The 17,644-nt window shown below is 52.0% G+C and carries 18 protein-coding genes; 11 read left to right on the top strand and 7 right to left on the bottom strand.

Annotated features, from left to right (window positions below; translation table 11 throughout):
• The first annotated feature begins 275 nt into the window (after positions 1-275).
• The 7 genes from U2W12_RS07830 (at position 276) to U2W12_RS07860 (ending at position 5,906) form a co-directional block, all read left to right on the top strand.
• Positions 276-1,835, top strand: coding sequence for an MBOAT family protein (locus U2W12_RS07830; RefSeq protein ID WP_326500115.1), 1,560 nt, complete (start codon positions 276-278; stop codon positions 1,833-1,835).
• Positions 1,810-2,901, top strand: a complete 1,092-nt coding sequence (locus U2W12_RS07835) for a hypothetical protein (protein WP_326500116.1) — start codon at positions 1,810-1,812, stop codon at positions 2,899-2,901. The genes U2W12_RS07830 and U2W12_RS07835 overlap by 26 nt, the downstream gene beginning before the upstream one ends.
• Before the next feature lie 276 nt (positions 2,902-3,177).
• The gene (lexA, locus tag U2W12_RS07840; RefSeq protein WP_326500117.1) at positions 3,178-3,810 is read left to right on the top strand and encodes a transcriptional repressor LexA; all 633 of its coding nucleotides are present in this window, start codon (positions 3,178-3,180) and stop codon (positions 3,808-3,810) included.
• A 21-nt stretch (positions 3,811-3,831) separates the two neighbouring features.
• Positions 3,832-3,999, top strand: coding sequence for a hypothetical protein (locus U2W12_RS07845; protein ID WP_326500118.1), 168 nt, complete (start codon positions 3,832-3,834; stop codon positions 3,997-3,999).
• Positions 4,000-4,061: 62 nt separating this feature from the next.
• The gene (locus tag U2W12_RS07850) at positions 4,062-4,547 is read left to right on the top strand and encodes a CDP-archaeol synthase (protein WP_326500119.1); all 486 of its coding nucleotides are present in this window, start codon (positions 4,062-4,064) and stop codon (positions 4,545-4,547) included.
• Between the two features lie 22 nt (positions 4,548-4,569).
• Positions 4,570-5,322: an endonuclease/exonuclease/phosphatase family protein gene (locus tag U2W12_RS07855; RefSeq protein ID WP_326500120.1), complete on the top strand. Its 753-nt coding sequence runs from the start codon at positions 4,570-4,572 to the stop codon at positions 5,320-5,322.
• The gene (locus U2W12_RS07860; RefSeq protein WP_326500121.1) at positions 5,319-5,906 is read left to right on the top strand and encodes a CDP-alcohol phosphatidyltransferase family protein; all 588 of its coding nucleotides are present in this window, start codon (positions 5,319-5,321) and stop codon (positions 5,904-5,906) included. The genes U2W12_RS07855 and U2W12_RS07860 overlap by 4 nt, the downstream gene beginning before the upstream one ends.
• An 18-nt stretch (positions 5,907-5,924) precedes the next feature.
• Here the strand turns inward: U2W12_RS07860 and U2W12_RS07865 are convergent, their stop codons facing one another.
• Positions 5,925-8,189 carry a DNA internalization-related competence protein ComEC/Rec2 gene (locus U2W12_RS07865; RefSeq protein ID WP_326500122.1) on the bottom strand — a complete coding sequence of 755 codons (2,265 nt, stop codon included), beginning with the start codon at positions 8,187-8,189 and terminating at the stop codon, positions 5,925-5,927.
• Positions 8,190-8,307: 118 nt separating this feature from the next.
• Between U2W12_RS07865 and U2W12_RS07870 the strand changes: the two genes are divergently transcribed.
• On the top strand, positions 8,308-8,898 hold the full coding sequence (locus U2W12_RS07870; protein ID WP_326500123.1) for a DUF2062 domain-containing protein: 591 nt from the start codon (positions 8,308-8,310) through the stop codon (positions 8,896-8,898).
• Positions 8,899-8,978: 80 nt separating this feature from the next.
• Here U2W12_RS07870 and lolD read toward each other — a convergent pair whose 3' ends face one another.
• Genes lolD through fur form a run of 3 tightly spaced genes read right to left on the bottom strand, consistent with a single transcriptional unit; the run spans position 8,979 to position 11,341 of the window.
• Positions 8,979-9,659, bottom strand: coding sequence for a lipoprotein-releasing ABC transporter ATP-binding protein LolD (gene lolD / locus U2W12_RS07875; protein ID WP_326500124.1), 681 nt, complete (start codon positions 9,657-9,659; stop codon positions 8,979-8,981).
• Positions 9,652-10,899 (bottom strand): lipoprotein-releasing ABC transporter permease subunit, encoded by a 1,248-nt coding sequence (locus tag U2W12_RS07880; RefSeq protein ID WP_326500125.1) that lies wholly within the window; start codon positions 10,897-10,899, stop codon positions 9,652-9,654. Before U2W12_RS07880 ends, lolD begins: the two co-directional genes overlap by 8 nt.
• Positions 10,900-10,924: 25 nt before the next feature.
• The gene (fur, locus tag U2W12_RS07885; RefSeq protein WP_326500126.1) at positions 10,925-11,341 is read right to left on the bottom strand and encodes a ferric iron uptake transcriptional regulator; all 417 of its coding nucleotides are present in this window, start codon (positions 11,339-11,341) and stop codon (positions 10,925-10,927) included.
• Between the two features lie 201 nt (positions 11,342-11,542).
• On the opposite strand from fur, the gene U2W12_RS07890 reads away from it, so the two are divergent.
• The gene (locus U2W12_RS07890) at positions 11,543-12,235 is read left to right on the top strand and encodes an outer membrane protein assembly factor BamE (protein ID WP_326500127.1); all 693 of its coding nucleotides are present in this window, start codon (positions 11,543-11,545) and stop codon (positions 12,233-12,235) included.
• A gap of 401 nt (positions 12,236-12,636) precedes the next feature.
• On the opposite strand, the gene U2W12_RS07895 is transcribed toward U2W12_RS07890, so the two are convergent.
• Both U2W12_RS07895 and tnpA read right to left on the bottom strand, forming a co-directional pair.
• The gene (locus U2W12_RS07895) at positions 12,637-13,728 is read right to left on the bottom strand and encodes a phosphotransferase (RefSeq protein ID WP_326500128.1); all 1,092 of its coding nucleotides are present in this window, start codon (positions 13,726-13,728) and stop codon (positions 12,637-12,639) included.
• A gap of 460 nt (positions 13,729-14,188) precedes the next feature.
• Positions 14,189-14,620: an IS200/IS605 family transposase gene (tnpA, locus tag U2W12_RS07900; protein ID WP_326500129.1), complete on the bottom strand. Its 432-nt coding sequence runs from the start codon at positions 14,618-14,620 to the stop codon at positions 14,189-14,191.
• Positions 14,621-14,695: 75 nt separating this feature from the next.
• Between tnpA and U2W12_RS07905 the strand changes: the two genes are divergently transcribed.
• Both U2W12_RS07905 and U2W12_RS07910 read left to right on the top strand, forming a co-directional pair.
• Positions 14,696-15,025 carry a molybdopterin dinucleotide binding domain-containing protein gene (locus U2W12_RS07905; RefSeq protein WP_326500165.1) on the top strand — a complete coding sequence of 110 codons (330 nt, stop codon included), beginning with the start codon at positions 14,696-14,698 and terminating at the stop codon, positions 15,023-15,025.
• A 395-nt stretch (positions 15,026-15,420) separates the two neighbouring features.
• Entirely contained in the window at positions 15,421-16,605 is a 1,185-nt protein-coding gene (locus U2W12_RS07910; RefSeq protein WP_326500130.1) for a multicopper oxidase domain-containing protein, read from the top strand.
• A gap of 95 nt (positions 16,606-16,700) precedes the next feature.
• Here U2W12_RS07910 and U2W12_RS07915 read toward each other — a convergent pair whose 3' ends face one another.
• Positions 16,701-17,528, bottom strand: a complete 828-nt coding sequence (locus tag U2W12_RS07915; RefSeq protein ID WP_326500131.1) for a LysR family transcriptional regulator — start codon at positions 17,526-17,528, stop codon at positions 16,701-16,703.
• Between the last annotated feature and the right edge of the window lie 116 nt (positions 17,529-17,644).

Here is a 17,644-nt window from a genome sequence, read left to right on the forward strand (position 1 = left end):
GCGAAGAAGAGCGCTACGAGCAATTGACACTCTTTGGACAAATGAATCCGCCTTCAGGCGGTTCATGAACCCGCCCCTTTGAGGGGCTAACCGATATAAGCCCCCGGCTATGCCGGGGGTCATTTAACTTTCCGAATGAAGACCTGCCAGGTTTTAAAAACCTGGCAGGTCTTCGGCCCTTATAGGGTGCCCTTAAGTCTCATATATTGAGATATAATGAGCAAAATGCGACTAATTACGAGGGTGTAATTAGCAACCATTTAGATGGACTCAAGGTGCTTTTTAATTCCTACATATTTCTCTTTCTGTTCTTGCCGATCGCTGCCATTGGCTTTTTTCAGCTCGGAAAATACAGCCGTACCCTGGCGGGTTTGTGGTTGTTCGCGGTTTCGGTGTTTTTCTACGGTTGGTGGAATCCGGCCTATGTTGGATTGCTGCTGGGCTCCATCGTCTTCAATTATGGTGTTGGGGTTGCTCTTGCCAGGGAGCATGTCGGTGCCAGGGTAGAACGCGCGAAATGGATTTTGTGGATAGGTGTGGCTGCCAATCTTTGCCTTCTCGGGTATTACAAATATGCCAATTTCTTTATTGAGAATATCAATTTGGCTATGGGCATTAACTGGCAGCCTGAAACGATTGTCCTGCCGCTAGGTATTTCTTTCTTTACCTTTACCCAGATTGCCTTTTTGGTGGACGCCTATCGCGGCGAGGTTAAGGAGGCTAATTTTGTACACTACGGGTTGTTCGTTACCTATTTTCCTCATCTGATTGCGGGACCCGTCCTGCATCACAAGGAAATGATGCCGCAGTTCGCTCACACGGCAACATACAAGGTGCATTGGGATAATCTTTCTGTCGGACTGACCATCTTTGCCTTCGGCCTTTTCAAGAAGGTAGTATTCGCGGACGGCATTGCTCCATTCGCTAATCCGGTATTCGCGACAGCGGCAGATGGAGGTGCGCTTACCTTCCTGGAAGCCTGGGGCGGGGCTTTAGCCTATACTTTCCAGCTTTATTTCGATTTCTCAGGCTATTCGGACATGGCCATTGGCTTGTCTCGCTTATTCGGTGTTAAGCTGCCTCTGAATTTCAATTCGCCATATAAATCCCGAAACATCATCGAATTCTGGCGGCGCTGGCATATGACGCTGTCGCGCTTTCTGCGCGATTATCTTTATTTTGCGTTGGGTGGAAACCGTAAAGGCTCGTTCAGACGTTACATCAATTTACTGACGACAATGTTGTTAGGTGGTCTATGGCACGGCGCCGGTTGGACTTTTGTGATCTGGGGCGGCTTGCATGGTCTCTATCTGTCTATAAACCATGCCTGGCAGTTTATGCGTGCATCGCGTGGCCATGACGTCACTCGCACCACATCTGTGGGGCGTTCTTTATCCATGTTTTTGACCTTTGTGGCTGTCAACATTGGCTGGGTTTTTTTTCGCGCCCATGACGTCAGTGCCGCTCTGAGTATCCTACGCGGGATGGCGGGTATGAATGGTCTCACTGTGCCAGTCGGTTTGCTTCCCATTTCCCTGCAACAGGCTCTATCTGGGCTCGGAGTGAATTTCGGCGGCTTGCTCGCGTATGCCGAAACACCGGGCGGAGCCAAGGCAATGATGGGATGGGTGGTTGGCTTGTGGGCGCTGGTGTGGCTAGCGCCGAATACTCAGCAGATCATGGCGAATTTTAAGCCCGCGCTGGATAGTGTCGCAGCAACCAAACGCATGCAATGGCGGCCTAATATGTTATGGATGGCGCTGACATCCATCGTTTTATTGTACGCCTTTGCCGAAATGGGAAAAGTGAGTGAATTCCTCTACTTTCAATTCTGATTGTCATCGACGCTACGTCAAGTGGCTGTATGGTATCGTTTTTTTTCCGGCCTTTGCTTTATACGTCCTAGGGATTTATCTCGAGCCGATTTACGGCGACCTGACGCGTGTGGGTTTGTACGACGAGAGGTCTTTCGGTTGGCAACAACCGCAATTAGCCTTTTTAAAGCCTCTTTACGAGCAAGGCAAATACGTTCGTTACCATGACATGGTGGTGCTCGGCGATTCATTCTCAATCGCAAGGCCTAGACAGCAATGGCAAAATTACATTGTTGCCGCGACCGACTGGTCGGTTGTTACCGTTGACGTCGATAAATTCAAATGGGAAAAACTGCTAGAGAGTCAGATTTTCCGAGACTCGCCGCCAAAGGTTTTGGTCATGCAATCAGTGGAGCGTTCTTTCATAGGCCGAATAAAAGACGGGCAAAGTTGCGATGCGGAAAGGGCGGCAACGCAGTTTGGTTCAGTGTCAAGTCGACCGGTTATTGCGATTGAACCCCGGATTGTTAATATTGAAAAATCGTTAAAATATTTTGATCGCCCGAGAGCGTGGGACAAGGTCAAGCTGGGCTTTGTCATGAAATATAGCTGGAAAACTCTGCTGCGTACGGTGACGGGTATTGAATCAAAGAATGCCCGAAAAATCGATCTGACGCGAGAGGCTCCGTTTTCCAGTGTCAGAAAACGTGAGATGCTGGTTTATAAGGAAGATGTTCTTAAAGCCTCGTCCTGGCGGGAAATGGACCTATCTGAAATGGATTGCCGAATCGAACGGATTCGGAAAAAGGTTGAAGCGAACGGGCGAACCAAGTTCGTTCTTATGATTGCCCCCGACAAGTTGACGGCATATAAAGATTTTATCGTGGATCGAAATTTGCATGATCTGAGTTTGTTAACCCAGCTTTCCGCTCGGCATCCAGATATAATTCCGCGGACTGACCTTGCGCTGACAGCAGCCATTGGGTCAGGAAAATTGGATGTCTATCTCCCTGATGATACGCATTGGGGGTCAACTGGCCATCGAATAGTGGCTGAGACGGTCCTTGATTTTCTGCGAAGCCCCTAATAAATCTTTGTTTGGATCTTGATGGACTGGGTTTGCTGGCGGGCCTGTTCCCATAAAAGTTTTCATTAGTCTCCCTCTTTTTTTCTGCGTAGAGTGTCTATGCTGCTGAACCCGCATAAACAGCAAATGTTGCTGTTTATGCTTACAAAGATTCTTATGTAGCATATTGATATTTAATGCGAAATGAAAATTAACAAGGCAATTGTTCTCTTTTTGTTCTCTTTTTGGTGAATATCTGATAATCTGTAGCCACTTTCGATATTGAGGGAATGACGAGTGGATGAATTAACCCGACGGCAGCGGGAAATTTTCGATTTTTTGTGTGAAAACCACGCAAACTTTGCGCACCCGCCGACACTTGAAGAATTATGCGCTGCGTTGGGCATGGCATCGCGCGGATCGCTTTATAAGCATGTCACGGCCTTGATCGATGCGGGTCTGGTGGAGCCTTTTCAAAGTAACAAACAAGGAGGCGTCAGACTGACCGGGTTGGCGCTACGCCTCTCGCGATCCTGCCATCAACATAGCTTGCCGTGGGTCGGACGAATCGCCGCCGGCCGGCCGCTCGAGGCGGTCGAAAACATTCAGTACATGACCGTGCCCGAAGCATTGCAAACCGACAAGCCGTGTTATGTGCTGCAAATCAAAGGCGAGTCAATGATCGAAGCCGGCATATTCGACGGTGACTGGGTGGTGATCGAGCAGCGCAGTTACGCCAGCAACGGCGAGATCGTCGTCGCTCTGATCGACCAGTCGGAAGCGACATTGAAATACATTCAACAAACCCAGGACAGCGTGCTGCTAGTTCCGGCCAATGCCGGCATGCAGGCATTGGCTTACCGGCCGGAGCAGATCGCCATTCAGGGCGTTGTGGTCGGCCAAATGCGGAGTTACCGTTCTTTCAAGTAATTTAACCCGAGGAGAACTATCATGCGAAGAAAATATCATATGCACGATCAAGTGAAAAATAAAGTGGAAGACGTCATGAACCACTATCACCGGCCGTTGATGGATTTTTGGTTGTGCAAGTTGGGTCTGATGGGAGGATGCTTTATGTTAGGCATTTACTGGCAACATGTGTCAGTGTTGTTCAGGTAGATCGGGAGAGGATATCTGTTGCTGGTTAACGTGACGCATTAATTAAATGAATGAATGCCGATTTGAGTATAACTGCCTTCATTAAAGGGCTTACCTTGCTGCTGACAGCGAATGGCGCGCCGGTATTGGCCGGTGTGTTCGCCGATGCCCGTACGGCAAAGCCCATTGATGGCGGGTTTCGCTTGAGCGATGGCCGTCCGCTCTTTGGCGCGGCTAAGACGTGGCGGGGGTTATTCGCCGCGCTCGTCGCGACGTCTTTTGTTGCGTACTTATTGAATTATGGCTTGCTCACCGGAATATTGTTTGCGGTCGGCGCGATGGCGGGCGATTTGCTGTCCAGCTTTTGCAAAAGACGGCTGGGCCGAGCGGAGGGCAGCCATCTTCGTGGATTCGATACGGCGCCCGAATCGCTTTTGCCGCTCTTGATGGTAAAATCGCGATTGGGCGTCGGCTGGCTCGAAATCGCCATTTTGGTCGGCGTATTTTACGTGATCGAGGAATGGCTATCGCCTGTATTGTACAAATGGCGTTTGCGTAAACAGCCTTAGTTATTTTTTCGGTGCGGAGAATATGAAAAAACCGGGTCTGAAGGTATTAACCTATAATATTCATAAGGGATTTACCCCCGGTAACCGGCGTTTCGTGTTGCATCAGATGAAAGACGCTCTAGCCGAAGCAGGGGCCGATTTGCTGTTTCTGCAGGAGATGCAGGGTGAGCATCATCACCATGCGAAGGAAGTCGAAAACTGGCCCGAGATTTCGCAATTCGAGTTTCTCGCCGAGGGCTTATGGCCTTTTTATATCTACGGCAAGAATGCAGTATACAAGACAGGGCATCACGGCAACGCGATATTGAGCCGCTTTCCTTTTGCCAGTTGGGAAAACATCAATGTTTCTCCGTTTCCCTGGGCAAGCCGCAGCCTGTTGCACGGCGTGATTCAATTGCCCGGGTCCGATGTCGAAGTGCATATTGTCTGCATCCATTTTGGCTTGACTGCGAAGGAGCGGCGCGGGCAGCTCGAAAGATTGAGTGATCGCATCGATCAGCATGTGCCGCATCACGCGCCGTTGATTGTCGCCGGCGATTTCAATGACTGGCTTAGACAGGCGGAACGACATTTTGAACAGCATTTGGGGCTGCGGGAGGTTTTTCATGTCACCCATGGCAGCTATGCTCGTACATTTCCTTGCTGGATGCCGATTTTACCGATGGACCGGATTTATTTCCGCGGACTGAAGCCGGTCGGTTGCGAACGGCTGGCGGGCTCACCCTGGCGCATGTTGTCCGATCATGCGCCACTTGCGGCGTCATTTAGTTTATGAGCAATCCAAACAGTTTTTTTCAGTCTTTATCGACGCTGCCTAATCTACTGACCAGTTTCCGCTTTGTCGCGGCCCCCGGGTTGTTGGGCTTTGCCTGGCTGGGCTACGAGCGTGCATTCATGGTCTTGCTGGCACTGGTTTTTTTTAGCGACGTGCTGGATGGTATGGCGGCCCGTTTGACCGGGCAGGTGACCGAATTCGGCGCCACACTCGACAGTCTGGCCGATTTGCTGACTTATATGACGATCGCGGTTTGCAGTTTCTGGCTGTGGCCCGAACTGGTAATGCGTGAGTTGTTGTATGTCCTTATAATCGTCGGCAGTTGCATTGCGCCTCCTGCGGCTGGCATGATTAAATTCGGCAGACTGACCAGTTACCATACCTGGCTGGTCAAGCTAGCCGCAGTATTGGTCGGAGTCTCTTTGTTCATCTTGTTTTTAGGCGGCCCGGCCTGGCCGCTTCAGATCGCAGCCATTGTGTCATTGTGCGCATCGGTCGAGGAACTTGCGATTACCGTCCTATTGCACGATCCCACATCGAATGTGCGTTCACTTTGGTATGTGCTCAGGAAACACAAGCAGTAGTTTCGAGGGCGAGCAGAATTAATTCATCGCCCGCCAATATTTTTTGTCCAGTTCCCGATAGGATTGCACGCTCATCTGATGTTCGGTCAGCTCGACCAGGATCGCCCCGCTGCCCGCGCTGGTCAGCCATGGGATGTCGAGGTCTCGATAGCGCTCAAGCACACTTGGATGCGGGTGGCCGAACTGATTCCGGTAGCCTGAAGGAATCAAAACATATTGGGGTTGTACGGTATCCAGAAACGCCCGAGTCGATGAAGTTTTGCTACCATGATGAGGTGCGACCAGAATATCGGCACGCAAACCATTACCGTATTGATTGACCAGCCAGGATTCGGCGCTCGCTTCAATGTCCCCGGTCAACAGAATTGCTCCGTGCGCGGACTCAATCTTCAGCACGCAGGAATTATTGTTGTCCGTTGCCGGGTCGAGCTGTTTCGGCGCCAGCATCGTGAAATTGACGCCGTCCCATTGCCAAGTTTGTCCTGCCTTGCAGAGTGAAGGTGCATGCAAGGCCAGGCTGGCCGGCGCGCTAGTCAGGATCTTGGTTACCGACAAGGCGCTCAGAATCGAATGCGCGCCGCCGATATGATCATTATCGCCATGGCTGACGATCAGTGTGTCGATCTTGTCCGCACCCTGGGCTTGCAGGTAAGGCAACACCGCGCTACGACCCATGTCGCTTTCGGCCGAAAATTGCGGGCCGGTATCATACACCAGCCAGTGATGGGAGGTTTGCAGGGCGACCGCCAAGCCCTGGCCGACATCGAGCAAAGCCATCCGGATTTCGCCGGGCGCAGGCCGATCGGCCGAAATGAGCATCAGCGGCATCAACATGACACCACCTAACCAGCGGGATGGCGTGCCGGATGGGGCGAGCAAGAGTAAGGCGCCGGGTATGGCCGCGAACAGCGTCCAGTAAGACGGCGCCGGATGACTGATCGTTGCTACCGGAATCTTTGCCATCTCGTTCAGCAACCACATCAAAAGCCGCAAGGCATGGTCGGCCGGCAGCAGCAACAGGCCGGCAACGGTCGATGAAAGCGGCAGGATCAGCATGCCGAGCAGCACCAAAGGCAAAACAACCACACTGATGATAGGCACAGCTAACAGATTCGCCAGCGGCGCGATAAAAGAGATCTGCTGAAATAAAAACAGCAGGAAGGGTGAGAGACCTAGCGACGTGACCCAATGCAGTTTGAGTGCGCCGCTAACAAGCCTGGGTTTTTCCAGACGCCCCGAAATTGCGAAAATAATCAGTCCGACCGCAAGGAAAGACAGCCAGAAGCCTGCCGATAATACAGCCAAGGGATCGGCTATCAGCACCGCGAATAAAGCGGCTGCCAGTGTGTTGAAAGGTCGGGTATGCCTTTGCCAGATAACGGCGCTCATTGCGATCGCCAGCATGATCACCGCGCGGCGAGTCGGCACCGCAAAACCGGCGAGAAACGCATAAAACGCGGCCGCGAACATTGCGATGATCGCCGCAACTCTGGGCGGCGGCCAGCGCAACAGTCCTGTCCTGGCCCAACCTTTGATAGTCAAAAAATAGACGAATCCTGCGATCAGGCCGATATGCGAGCCGGAAATCACGATCAGATGCGTTGCGCCGGTCTTTCTGAACACGTCCCATTGCGCTTGGGTGATTTGGCTGCCGTCACCTATGGCCAGTGCCCGGATCAGCGCGAGGCTGGTTGCGTTCGTGAGTAATCCTGAAAACCGGTCGGCAATCGTTTGCCTGAGGCCCGCGATATCGGTGTCAGCGGCGTCTTCAATCAATTCCGGCGGCGGGGCGCTGCGGATATAGCCGGTCGCGCCGATGCCTTCGGTAAATAACCAGCGCTCGTAATCAAAGCCTCCCGGATTGACTGCTCCATGCGGGCGTTTCAATTTAACCGTGAAACGCCAACTTTGCCCGGCTTTGACAGCAGATTCCGGTTGGTACCAGGTCAAGCGTATCCGTGACGGTAGACGAGCTTCGGTTCGGATTGGTGCAAAATCGAAGCGGACGCTTTTTTCCTGTGTAATCGGTAAGCCGATAATACGGCCGGCGACAGGGATATCATTGCCTTCCAGTCGCTCGGGCAGCCGGTCAGCAAGCCTTATCATCGCAAAAATGATCGCCCAGAACATGCCCAACAGCAAAAACATCGCTCGCCAGTGCTTCTGCCAAATCGAAATACCCAGCACTACTCCAATGAACATAAAATAGACCTGATGGGGCAGATCAGACAATTGCTGAACCAGCACAATTCCGGTCAAAAAGCAGAGCGCCGCAATGATCATAAGGCTATCGGCAATATTTTTTTAGCGCAATCGAAAAACTGTTAAACTTAGGCCGACGTCCGTCGGGAACGCCTTTCCGCGCGGGGATTTACGAGGCTTCAGCAGAATTATAGGCACTATGGCAAAACAATTTGTAAAACGGCTTCTGGATAAGCTGGTTCCAGATCCGGAGGTAATCAAGCGGCACAAGCATTTGCAGTTTTTGGGCGGCCGTCTACACGAACCGAATCTCTGGCATTTGAACCGGCATTCGGTCGCGAAAGCCTTCGCGGTCGGCTTGTTCTGCGCTTGGATTCCGCTGCCGATGGAAATGGTGTTTGCCGCGGTCGGGGCGATCTATTTCCGTTCCAATATTCCCTTGTCCGTGTCGCTGGTCTGGGTGACCAATCCGCTCACGATGCCGGCGTTATTTTATTTCGCCTACCGGGTCGGACTGTTGTTTACGAATGGTCCGGTTACCGAAGAAAGCGCCGATTTCTCGGTCGGTAATCTGTTTTCTGAATTGGGCGATGTCTGGCAGCCATTCTTGCTCGGTTGCTTGATACTGGGCGTCGTTTGTTCGTCCGCCGGTTATTTCGGCATTCACTATTTTTGGCGGGCGTATATCACCAAAAAATGGGCCGAGCGGAAAGAAAGGTCGGGTAGGAAGGATCCATTCCAGTGCACCTTTTGGCGCACAGTACCAAAAAAAGGGCCGAGCGGCGATTGACGGCTTAAAAACGCTCGCCCCTTTCCTTTTAACCTCTCCTTTCGCCCGTGGGAGAGGGAATCTCCGATCCGCGTCATCGTTTAATAAACGATGACGCCGTCTTCCATATGCAGCACCTTGCCGATTCTTGCGGCCAGTTCGTGGTCGTGGGTAACAACCAAAAAGCTGACGTTCATTTCCTGATTCAATTCCAGCATCAATTCATAAACTTGATGTGCGGTCTTGCTGTCCAGGTTGCCGGTCGGCTCATCCGCCAGGACTAGCGCGGGCTTGTTAATCAAGGCTCGCGCAACCGCGGCGCGCTGCCTTTCGCCGCCGGACAGCTCGCCTGGCTTGTGTTCGATCCGGTGGCCGAGTCCGACGCGCTTGATCAATTCTTCCGCATTGCGGCGCGCTTCCTTGACCGTTTTGCCGCCGATCAACTGGGGCATTGCGACATTTTCGAGCACGGTAAATTCTCCGAGCAAATGATGCGACTGGTAGATGAACCCGAGTGCGCGGTTTCTGAGCTTGGCCAGCCGGGATGAATTGATTTTATCGATATCGACGTGATCCAGCACGACCCGGCCGCCGCTGGGCTTTTCAAGCCCGCCCAACAGGTGCAGCAAGGTGCTCTTGCCGGAGCCCGAGGCACCCATGATCGCGACGCGTTCGCCGACGCCGACCCTCAAATCGACGCCTTTCAAGACTTCGACATCCAGCTCGCCCTGAGTGTAGCGCTTGGTCAATTGCCTGCATTCGAGGATGTTGGAGTTATTCATAGCGCAAGACTTCCGCGGGGTTGACTTTGGCGGCCTGCCAAGCAGGGTACAGGGTGGCGAGCAGGGACAGCAAAAGGGCCATGCCGGCGATCGAGTAAACGTCGGTCATCACCAGTTTGGACGGCAGTTCGCTGATGTAATAGACATCGGCCGGCAGAAAATTGACCTGGAAGAAGGTTTCGATCTTTCTGACGATCGAACTCGCATTCAAGGCCAGCGTGATGCCTCCGATCGTGCCGATGAGGGTGCCGGTCACGCCGATGATCGTGCCGAGCACGACGAAAATGCCCATTACCTCGCGCGATGTCAGGCCCTGGGTTTTCAGGATCGCAATGTCGCCGCGCTTGTCTGTGACCACCATCACCAGCGTCGAAACGATGTTAAATGCGGCGACCGCGACGATCAGCAATAAGATGATGAACATCACCCGCTTTTCGGTCTGTACCGCGCGGAAAAAGTTGCTGTGAGCCTGCGTCCAGTCGCTAACCACATATTCTCCGTAAAATGCCGAGGCAAGGTCGCGGGTGATCCGCGGCGCATTGAATATTTCATCGAGCTTGATGCGCAAGCCGGAGACGGCCGCGTCCATCCGGTACAGCTTGCCCGCGTCGTCGATATTAATCAATGCCATGTTGCGGTCGTATTCGTACATGCCAACCTTGAATAGACCGGTTACGGTAAAGCGGCGCATGCGCGGCAGGATGCCGGCCGGCGTCGAATTGATCTGCGGGCTGATCACGGTAATCTTGTCGCCGACCATCACGCCGAGATAATTGGCTAGTTCCGATCCCAAGACGATGTTGTAGCTGCCCGGCGTCAAATCGGCCAATTTCCCGGTCACCATGTTTGCGCCGACTTTGGAAACTTTATCCTCATAATCCGGCAGGATGCCGTTCAGCATCGTGCCGCTGACGCGCCGATCCGCATTGATCATTACTTGACCGCTGATGAAAGGCGCGGCGCCTTCGACGTGCGGTTGACTCCGCAATTTCGAATCCGCTTCCTGCCAGTTGTCGAGTTGACCGTTCAGTCCGGTGACTGTCGCATGCGAGGTCATGCCGAGAATTCGTTCGCGCAATTCGGCCTCGAAGCCGTTCATCACCGACAGTACGGTAATCAGCGCGGTCACGCCCAGCGCAATGCCTAGAACGGATGTTAGCGTAATGAACGAAATGAATTGCGTTCGGCGTTTGGCCCGCGTGTAACGGAGGCCGATATAAAAGATCAGGGGTTTGAACATGAAGTTGAGTGCGGATGGAAATAAGTCAGGATTTTCTGCAATTCGGGCAAAAGCCATATAAATAGAGGCCGTGATCGGTCAACTTGTAACCCATCTGTTCGGCGATTTCGCGCTGACGATTTTCGATTACTTCGTCGGTAAATTCGTCGACTTTACCGCATTTGATGCACATGATATGGTCGTGATGGTCGCCACTGGCCAACTCGAAAACCGAGTTGCCGCCTTCGAAATGATGCCGGGTCACAAGACCCGCTGCTTCGAACTGAGTCAATACGCGATAGACAGTGGCCAGACCGATTTCTTCATCTTCGCTGAGCAAAATCTTATAGACTTGTTCCGCGGTCAAATGGCGGTTATTGATCTGATTTTCCAGGATCTGGAGGATTTTGACCCGAGGCAGGGTCACCTTCAGGCCGGCGTTTCTTAAATCGTGCGATTCCACTTAATTATCTCCGATAGTGCCGAGATCAGCCGTTTTCAAATGCAATAAAACATTGTAGCCTTTTTGACCGCGAATGGCATGACAAGATTGGCATCGTGGCTAGCTTGTGTACAGAAAAGGCGCGCGTTCCTGCAAAAGTCTCATAGGATTATTTTTTGACATCAGGTATGATTCCGTATTTTTCTATGATACCCGAGATTCATGCGTAAGCCTCTATTTTATTCCGCGCTGTTGGCTAGCCTGTCCGTTGCAGCCTGCTCGATGATCTTAAACAATTTGCCCGGTGTCTATACCGTCGATGTGCAACAAGGCAATATTGTGGATCAGTCGATGATCGATCAGTTGCGGCCCGGCATGAGCAAACGTCAGGTGCTGTATATCATGGGCTCGCCGATGTTGAAGGATGTATTTCACGAAAACCATTGGGAATATCTCTATTCGAATCAACCCGGCGGTGAAGCTCGCCAGCAAAAAAGAATCTCGTTATATTTTGAAGGCGACAAGATCGTTGGTTTGCAGGGCGATTTCAAACCGAGCAAGTTGCCGGTGTTGAAGCCTTCGCCTGATGCTACCGTCGACGTGCCGAAACGCAATCTCGATGAAAGTTTGTGGGGCTCGCTGACACAGTGGTTCAGTTCGGGCGATTCGGGCGCGGTTGAAAAGCCTAAGCAGGAAGAGGTCAAGGGGAAGACGGCTGAGCTGAAAAGTGCGCAAAAAAAGGAATCAAAAGGATTATGGGAAACTTTAACCGGATGGATGAGTTCGGATGAGACCGTAGCGCCGGAGAAAACGAAAGGGCAGGGCGCGCCTGCCGACTCGGAATCGCCAGAGCAAAACATCGGAGACAATCCCCAAAAGGAAGATTCGGTAAAACCCGAGGAACCTAAGCCCTGAAGTTTCGTGATACCTTTTAGTATGCGAATTATGCCATTAACTTGAAAATTCAATTCAAGATAGGCGGAGTTATTTGAGCGGCTTGGCGCTCGCTTTTTTAATGTGCGTGCGGGATTGCCCCCCGATTTCTGCACTACCACTCTCAAAATCGGCTCGCAGTCGCCCTAACTGAAGATTACGTTGGCGACGGTTTTCGGAGTCATGAAAGAAACACGCTCGAAATCTACGGATAGTCGACAATATCGCCGTTCGTCAGATCAAGTGATGGTCCGCGTGGAAATGCGGACTGAACCTCTATGCCTTGGGGCACGATGCGCTCTTGGTCTGGTTGCCACGCAGAACGTGGAAACAATAAGCGGAAGTTATTCTTTCCGAATCCCAACAACAAAGTCATTTAACCATTACGCATCCGCCAACGCCGCGAATCCCTCCAGATCGCTGATCGCGCTCGCCGCGCGCCGAATCATTTCAATATTGGCTTCTTCCTCCATCATGTCGCCGACGGCCAGAGTCACGACCATTGCTTCGAACGGGTAGGACAGGTGCGCGCGGTAGCGTTGCCAGAGCATCTCCGGCGTAACATCGGTGATGCCATGCGCTGTCAGAGTGTACCGGTAGTGCTCCAGCAGCGAACGCTCATGCTCGCGCCGTAGTTCTGGCTCTAGCGCCGTCGCCAGAAAATAAGCAATGTCGGCGATGCCTTCGCCGATCCGCACCAGCTGCCAGTCCAGCAATCCCGGCTGGGAGCCGTTCCAGAAAAAATTACCGGGATGACAGTCGCGATGGATCAGCGTGTGCCGGCCGTTGTGCAAAAACTGCATGATCCGGCGGCGGCGGCGCGCATAATCCAGTGCTGGCTTATGCAAATGGCCGGGTACTGCGTCGTAGGCTTTTTTCAGGCCAAGCCGCATCAGCGGTACGGCCATCAGCGTGCCCAGCGTATCTTCAAGCTGCCGGATCGGGCCGCCCAGCCAGCGGTAGTTGGGGTCGTGCTGAATACCCCAAAAAGACGCATGAAAGCGGGCTAAGTGTTCGATCACCGCGGTTGCCTGAGACAGCGACAAGGCTTCGCCTGTGCGGCCCGGTAGCGCTCCGCTTTCGGCGACATCGGAAAGTACCAGTGTGGCGCCTTTGCCGAGGCGGCTTTGCGCGGCCAACAGCGCGGGCCTGTTTAGAGGAACTGCGTGTGCAATGTCCCGATAAAATCGGGTTTCGACATGCAACAGCCGGGGTAGAGCGGTAATAAGCCGGGCGCGCCAAGCCAGAGACGGAATTTTGACGAACCAGCTGCGCGGTAATGATTTAGGGCCGTCGTGCTCTACCGTAAGACGCACGCGAGTTGTCGTGCCAATGTCGGCGGACACGATATTGAGGCTTTTTACCCGCGTATTCCGGCAGTGGGGTTCGACGATTCTCTGCGCCCAAGGCACGGTGAAATCGTGAAGGCGGTTTACCAGAATATCGGAATGGCTATCGGCACTGGCGTATTGCATGATTCCTTTTGATTTTTATGGCTTTGGTGTAGGCGTGCAGAGTTAAAATTTCTGCACGCTCCGATCTGAAAGGTATTCATTGATACATCTCGAACGATGTTCAATCGGCGGCATGGAATTCATATCATTGTAGTAGGAATCCAGCAAAAGCAAAATGATGATTTTGTATGGTTTTTTTTAATCGGTTTTTTAACATCAAACTATTGTCAACTCTGTGGCTAAGGTGGTAGTAGTTAACTTTGAAATTTGACGAGGTAAACGCTTTTTATGGCTATGCCGATCTTATCGGCATAGCCAAGAAAACGCCCCCCCAAAGATTTTACTCAGATCGCCTTCGATGTGTTTCAGCAGGCTATTGGCGAAGCAGAGCCTGCAGAAGACTTAACAACCACCCGCTAAAAGCGGGTGAGTTAGAATTACGGACTGAAAGTCCGGATACGCGTCGACTCAACGACGCGTCTTAGTCAGGCTCCATTTTAAAATTGTCGTTCGAATTCGGTTCAAAGTGATGCTCCAAATAGTGTTTGATCATCTCATCAGTCATCTGCCCGACAGTTGCGCAGAAATAGCCCCGGGCCCAAAAGGGCCTACCCCAATAGCGCTTTTTCAAGTGAGGAAATTCTTCGAAAAGATAGCTCGATGTCCTTCCTTTGATTCGCCTCATGATTTCACTGGGGGCCATATTGGGCGGAGCACTCACCAAAATATGGACATGATCTTTACTGACTACACCTTTGATAATCCGTATCTCAAACGCTTCACAGGTCTGTCGTACCAAGTCTCTGACTCGTTCCGCTACCTCACCACTCAGCACTTTGTAACGATACTTGGTTACCCAAACAAAATGGTACTCAATTTGGTAAACCGTACGGCTGCCGTATCTATAATCCATCGCCACCTCCTTGGCTCAATTATCGCAGCTAAAGCTGACCGGCTAAAGCCGGTGGTTTAAACCTTATGATGGAAAATTAAAGACAACGACTGGATCGAAGCCTATAACGTCAACGGCGCCCTGGTAGCCCGCGCGGTGGTCAGCCAACGCGTACCGGAAGGCATGATGATGATGTATCACGCACAGGAAAAAACCGTCAACATGCCGGGCTCCGAAATGACCGGCACACGCAGCGGCATCCATAACTCGGTCACCCGAGCGACCTTGAAACCGACGCATATGATCGGCGGCTACGCCCAGCAAAGTTACGGTTTTAACTATTACGGCACCGTCGGCTCCAATCAGGACGAATTCGTGATTGTCCGCAAGATGAACCAGGTTGATTGGCTGGATGATTCAGCGTAGGTACGCATCGCGCACCATTTGAAGTAATAGGTGCGCGATGCGCACCCTACAGCTCAATGTTTTGGAGGAATAAGAATGAAAATTCGCGCGCAAATCGGCAAAGTTGATTAGGGCTTTAGTGAGTTTTGCCCAAATGAAAGAGTATGAAAATTATGAAGACTTTGCCGGCTTTATAGAGAAAAGCATCGTTAGCAAGCTCCAGAATCCGTCGTAGAAAAAAGTCTATAGATGACAAAGCGTTATCAAAGCAAGTTCCATGAAATCGCCCGGCCCTCTCGCTTTCGGGGACTTCCGGGCTTCTCGCCTCGCAACAAAAAAAACTATTCAGCTTTTGCGATTTCGTATGACTTCCCTTTGAAACAACATCCCTCAACGACAAAACATAAGGACGCAATATGAACCGATCAAGTAATTCAGTAATTGTTATCCTCGCGCTAAGCAGCTTCATCATAGGCTGCTCCGATGAAGCAAAACATAAAGAAACGGCGGAAAAAGCCAGGCACAGTACCACGACAGCCCAAGAAATGGCTAATCATGCGGCTCATGAAATGTCCGGCCATGCCGAAGGGGAAACGCCGCCGTCGGCAATAAAGCCTTGTACGGATTGCGCTACCGATGAAATCGGCCGCAAGGCCGACGATTTGCCCCCGCCGATTGACAGAAAAGAATCGCAACTCGTCACCGTCGATCTTTATACCGATGAACTCGTCGCCGAAATGATGCCGGAAGTGACTTATCAATACTGGACGTACAACGGCAAGGTGCCTGGACCCTTTATTCGCGCGAGGGCTGGCGACCAGATCGAAATTCGCTTAAGTCACGGCAAACCCGGCGCTGTCCATCAGGATCATGATGAACATACTTCGACGCAACATACCGCCGCCGGGCATTCGGCTCACTCGATCGATCTGCATGCCGTCATCGGACCCGGCGGCGGCGCGCCGTTAACGCAAGTTGGTCAGGGCGAAGAAAAACGCTTCCGTTTTAAGGCCACCCGTCCCGGCGTTTATGTCTACCACTGCTCCAGCCCACATGCGCCTACGCATATCGCTAACGGCATGTATGGCATGATCCTGGTCGAGCCCGAACAAGGCTTGGCAAAGGTCGACCGCGAATTTTACGTGATGCAGGGCGATTTTTACACGTCGGGAAAATATGGCGATAAGGGATTGCAAGCCTTCAGCAAAGAAAAATTGCTGGATGAAAATCCGGAATATTTCCTGTTTAACGGCAGAGTCAACTCGCTCAGCGGCGACCGGGCTCTGAAAGCCAAAGTCGGTCAAAAACTTCGGCTGTTCGTCGGCGTGGGTTCGCATATCGCAGCAAACTTTCACATCGTCGGCGAAATCTTCGATAACCTTTATCCAGAGGGAGCGATCATGAGTCCGCCGCTCCGCAATGTCCAAACCACTATCATTGCTCCTGGCTCCGCCGTAATGATTGAATTTACCGCCGAAGTCCCCGGCAAATACCTGCTGGTCGACCACAGTTTGACGCGCTCCTTTGATAAAGGCGCCATGGCGGAATTGATCGTAGAAGGTCCGGAGCGATCCGAATTTTATCAGCCGGTAAGCCATTAATTTTAATCGATTTAAGCACGACTGGCTCCCTTCGGCGGCGGACATTTGCAGCCTCTTTGACCGGAATAACCGCCTTATTCTGAGTTGACTTAAACCTAACTCGTCTGCCGTTGGACCGCCGCCAGTGCGCTCATATAGCCGCGCACCTGCTGCAATACCGCCGAATCGTTATCGCGCGGGTACACCATATAAGCCGGCAGCTTGAATTGCGGACTGTCGGGCACGAGATGCAGTTGCCCGGACCGGATAAACGGCGCGCCCATCCTGATCGGCAGAAAGCAAGAGCCGCCATTGGCGAGAATCAATTGAATGCCCAGCCAGCCGATATTGACCACTTGCGCCGGGCGCTCAAGATTCGGGTAACTGTCATTATGCTGCGCATAAAACGCAGGTCCCCAATCGACATAAACATAATTTTCATCAGGCCACGTTTTTTGGGAGCAGGTGCTCAGCAGCACCAGCGTTTCATCGAACAAATGTTCTATTTTCAATCCCGGACTGTGCTGCGGCGTATACATCAGACCGATGTCCATCGTCCCTTCGATCAACCGGCGCATTAAATCGTCTTCGAAACCGATATCGCAGCGAATCGAAATATCCGGGGATTTCCGCCGAATCTCGCCTATCCAGCGCGGCAGCATCGACTCCCCCAAAGCAATCCGTGAGCCGACGGTAATACTCGCCCGGAATTTGCTGGGCAAACCGATGTCGTGGCGGGCCTGTTCCAGCGTCAACAGCAACGCTTTCGCGTGACCCAAAAAACGGCGTCCTTGCGGCGTTAATTGCGCCCCGGATCGATTGCGTACGAACAACGGTGTTCTCAGATAAGCTTCCAGCCGTTGGATACGCGTGCTGACCGTGGATTGCGTGACAAAAAGCCGATTCGCCGCTTCCTGAAAACTGCCGTTCGCAGCGACGCTCATAAAAGTTCTGATCTGTTCAATGTCCATAAAACCTAGTATCGGATAAAGCGATATTAAAGTCCAATAAAAATCGTTTGTCTAATATAATAATTTACATTTATATAATGCGTAGGATA

Origin of the sequence: Methylomicrobium sp. Wu6 (assembly GCF_035916875.1) — a bacterium.
In the GTDB taxonomy this organism is placed as follows: domain Bacteria; phylum Pseudomonadota; class Gammaproteobacteria; order Methylococcales; family Methylomonadaceae; genus Methylomicrobium.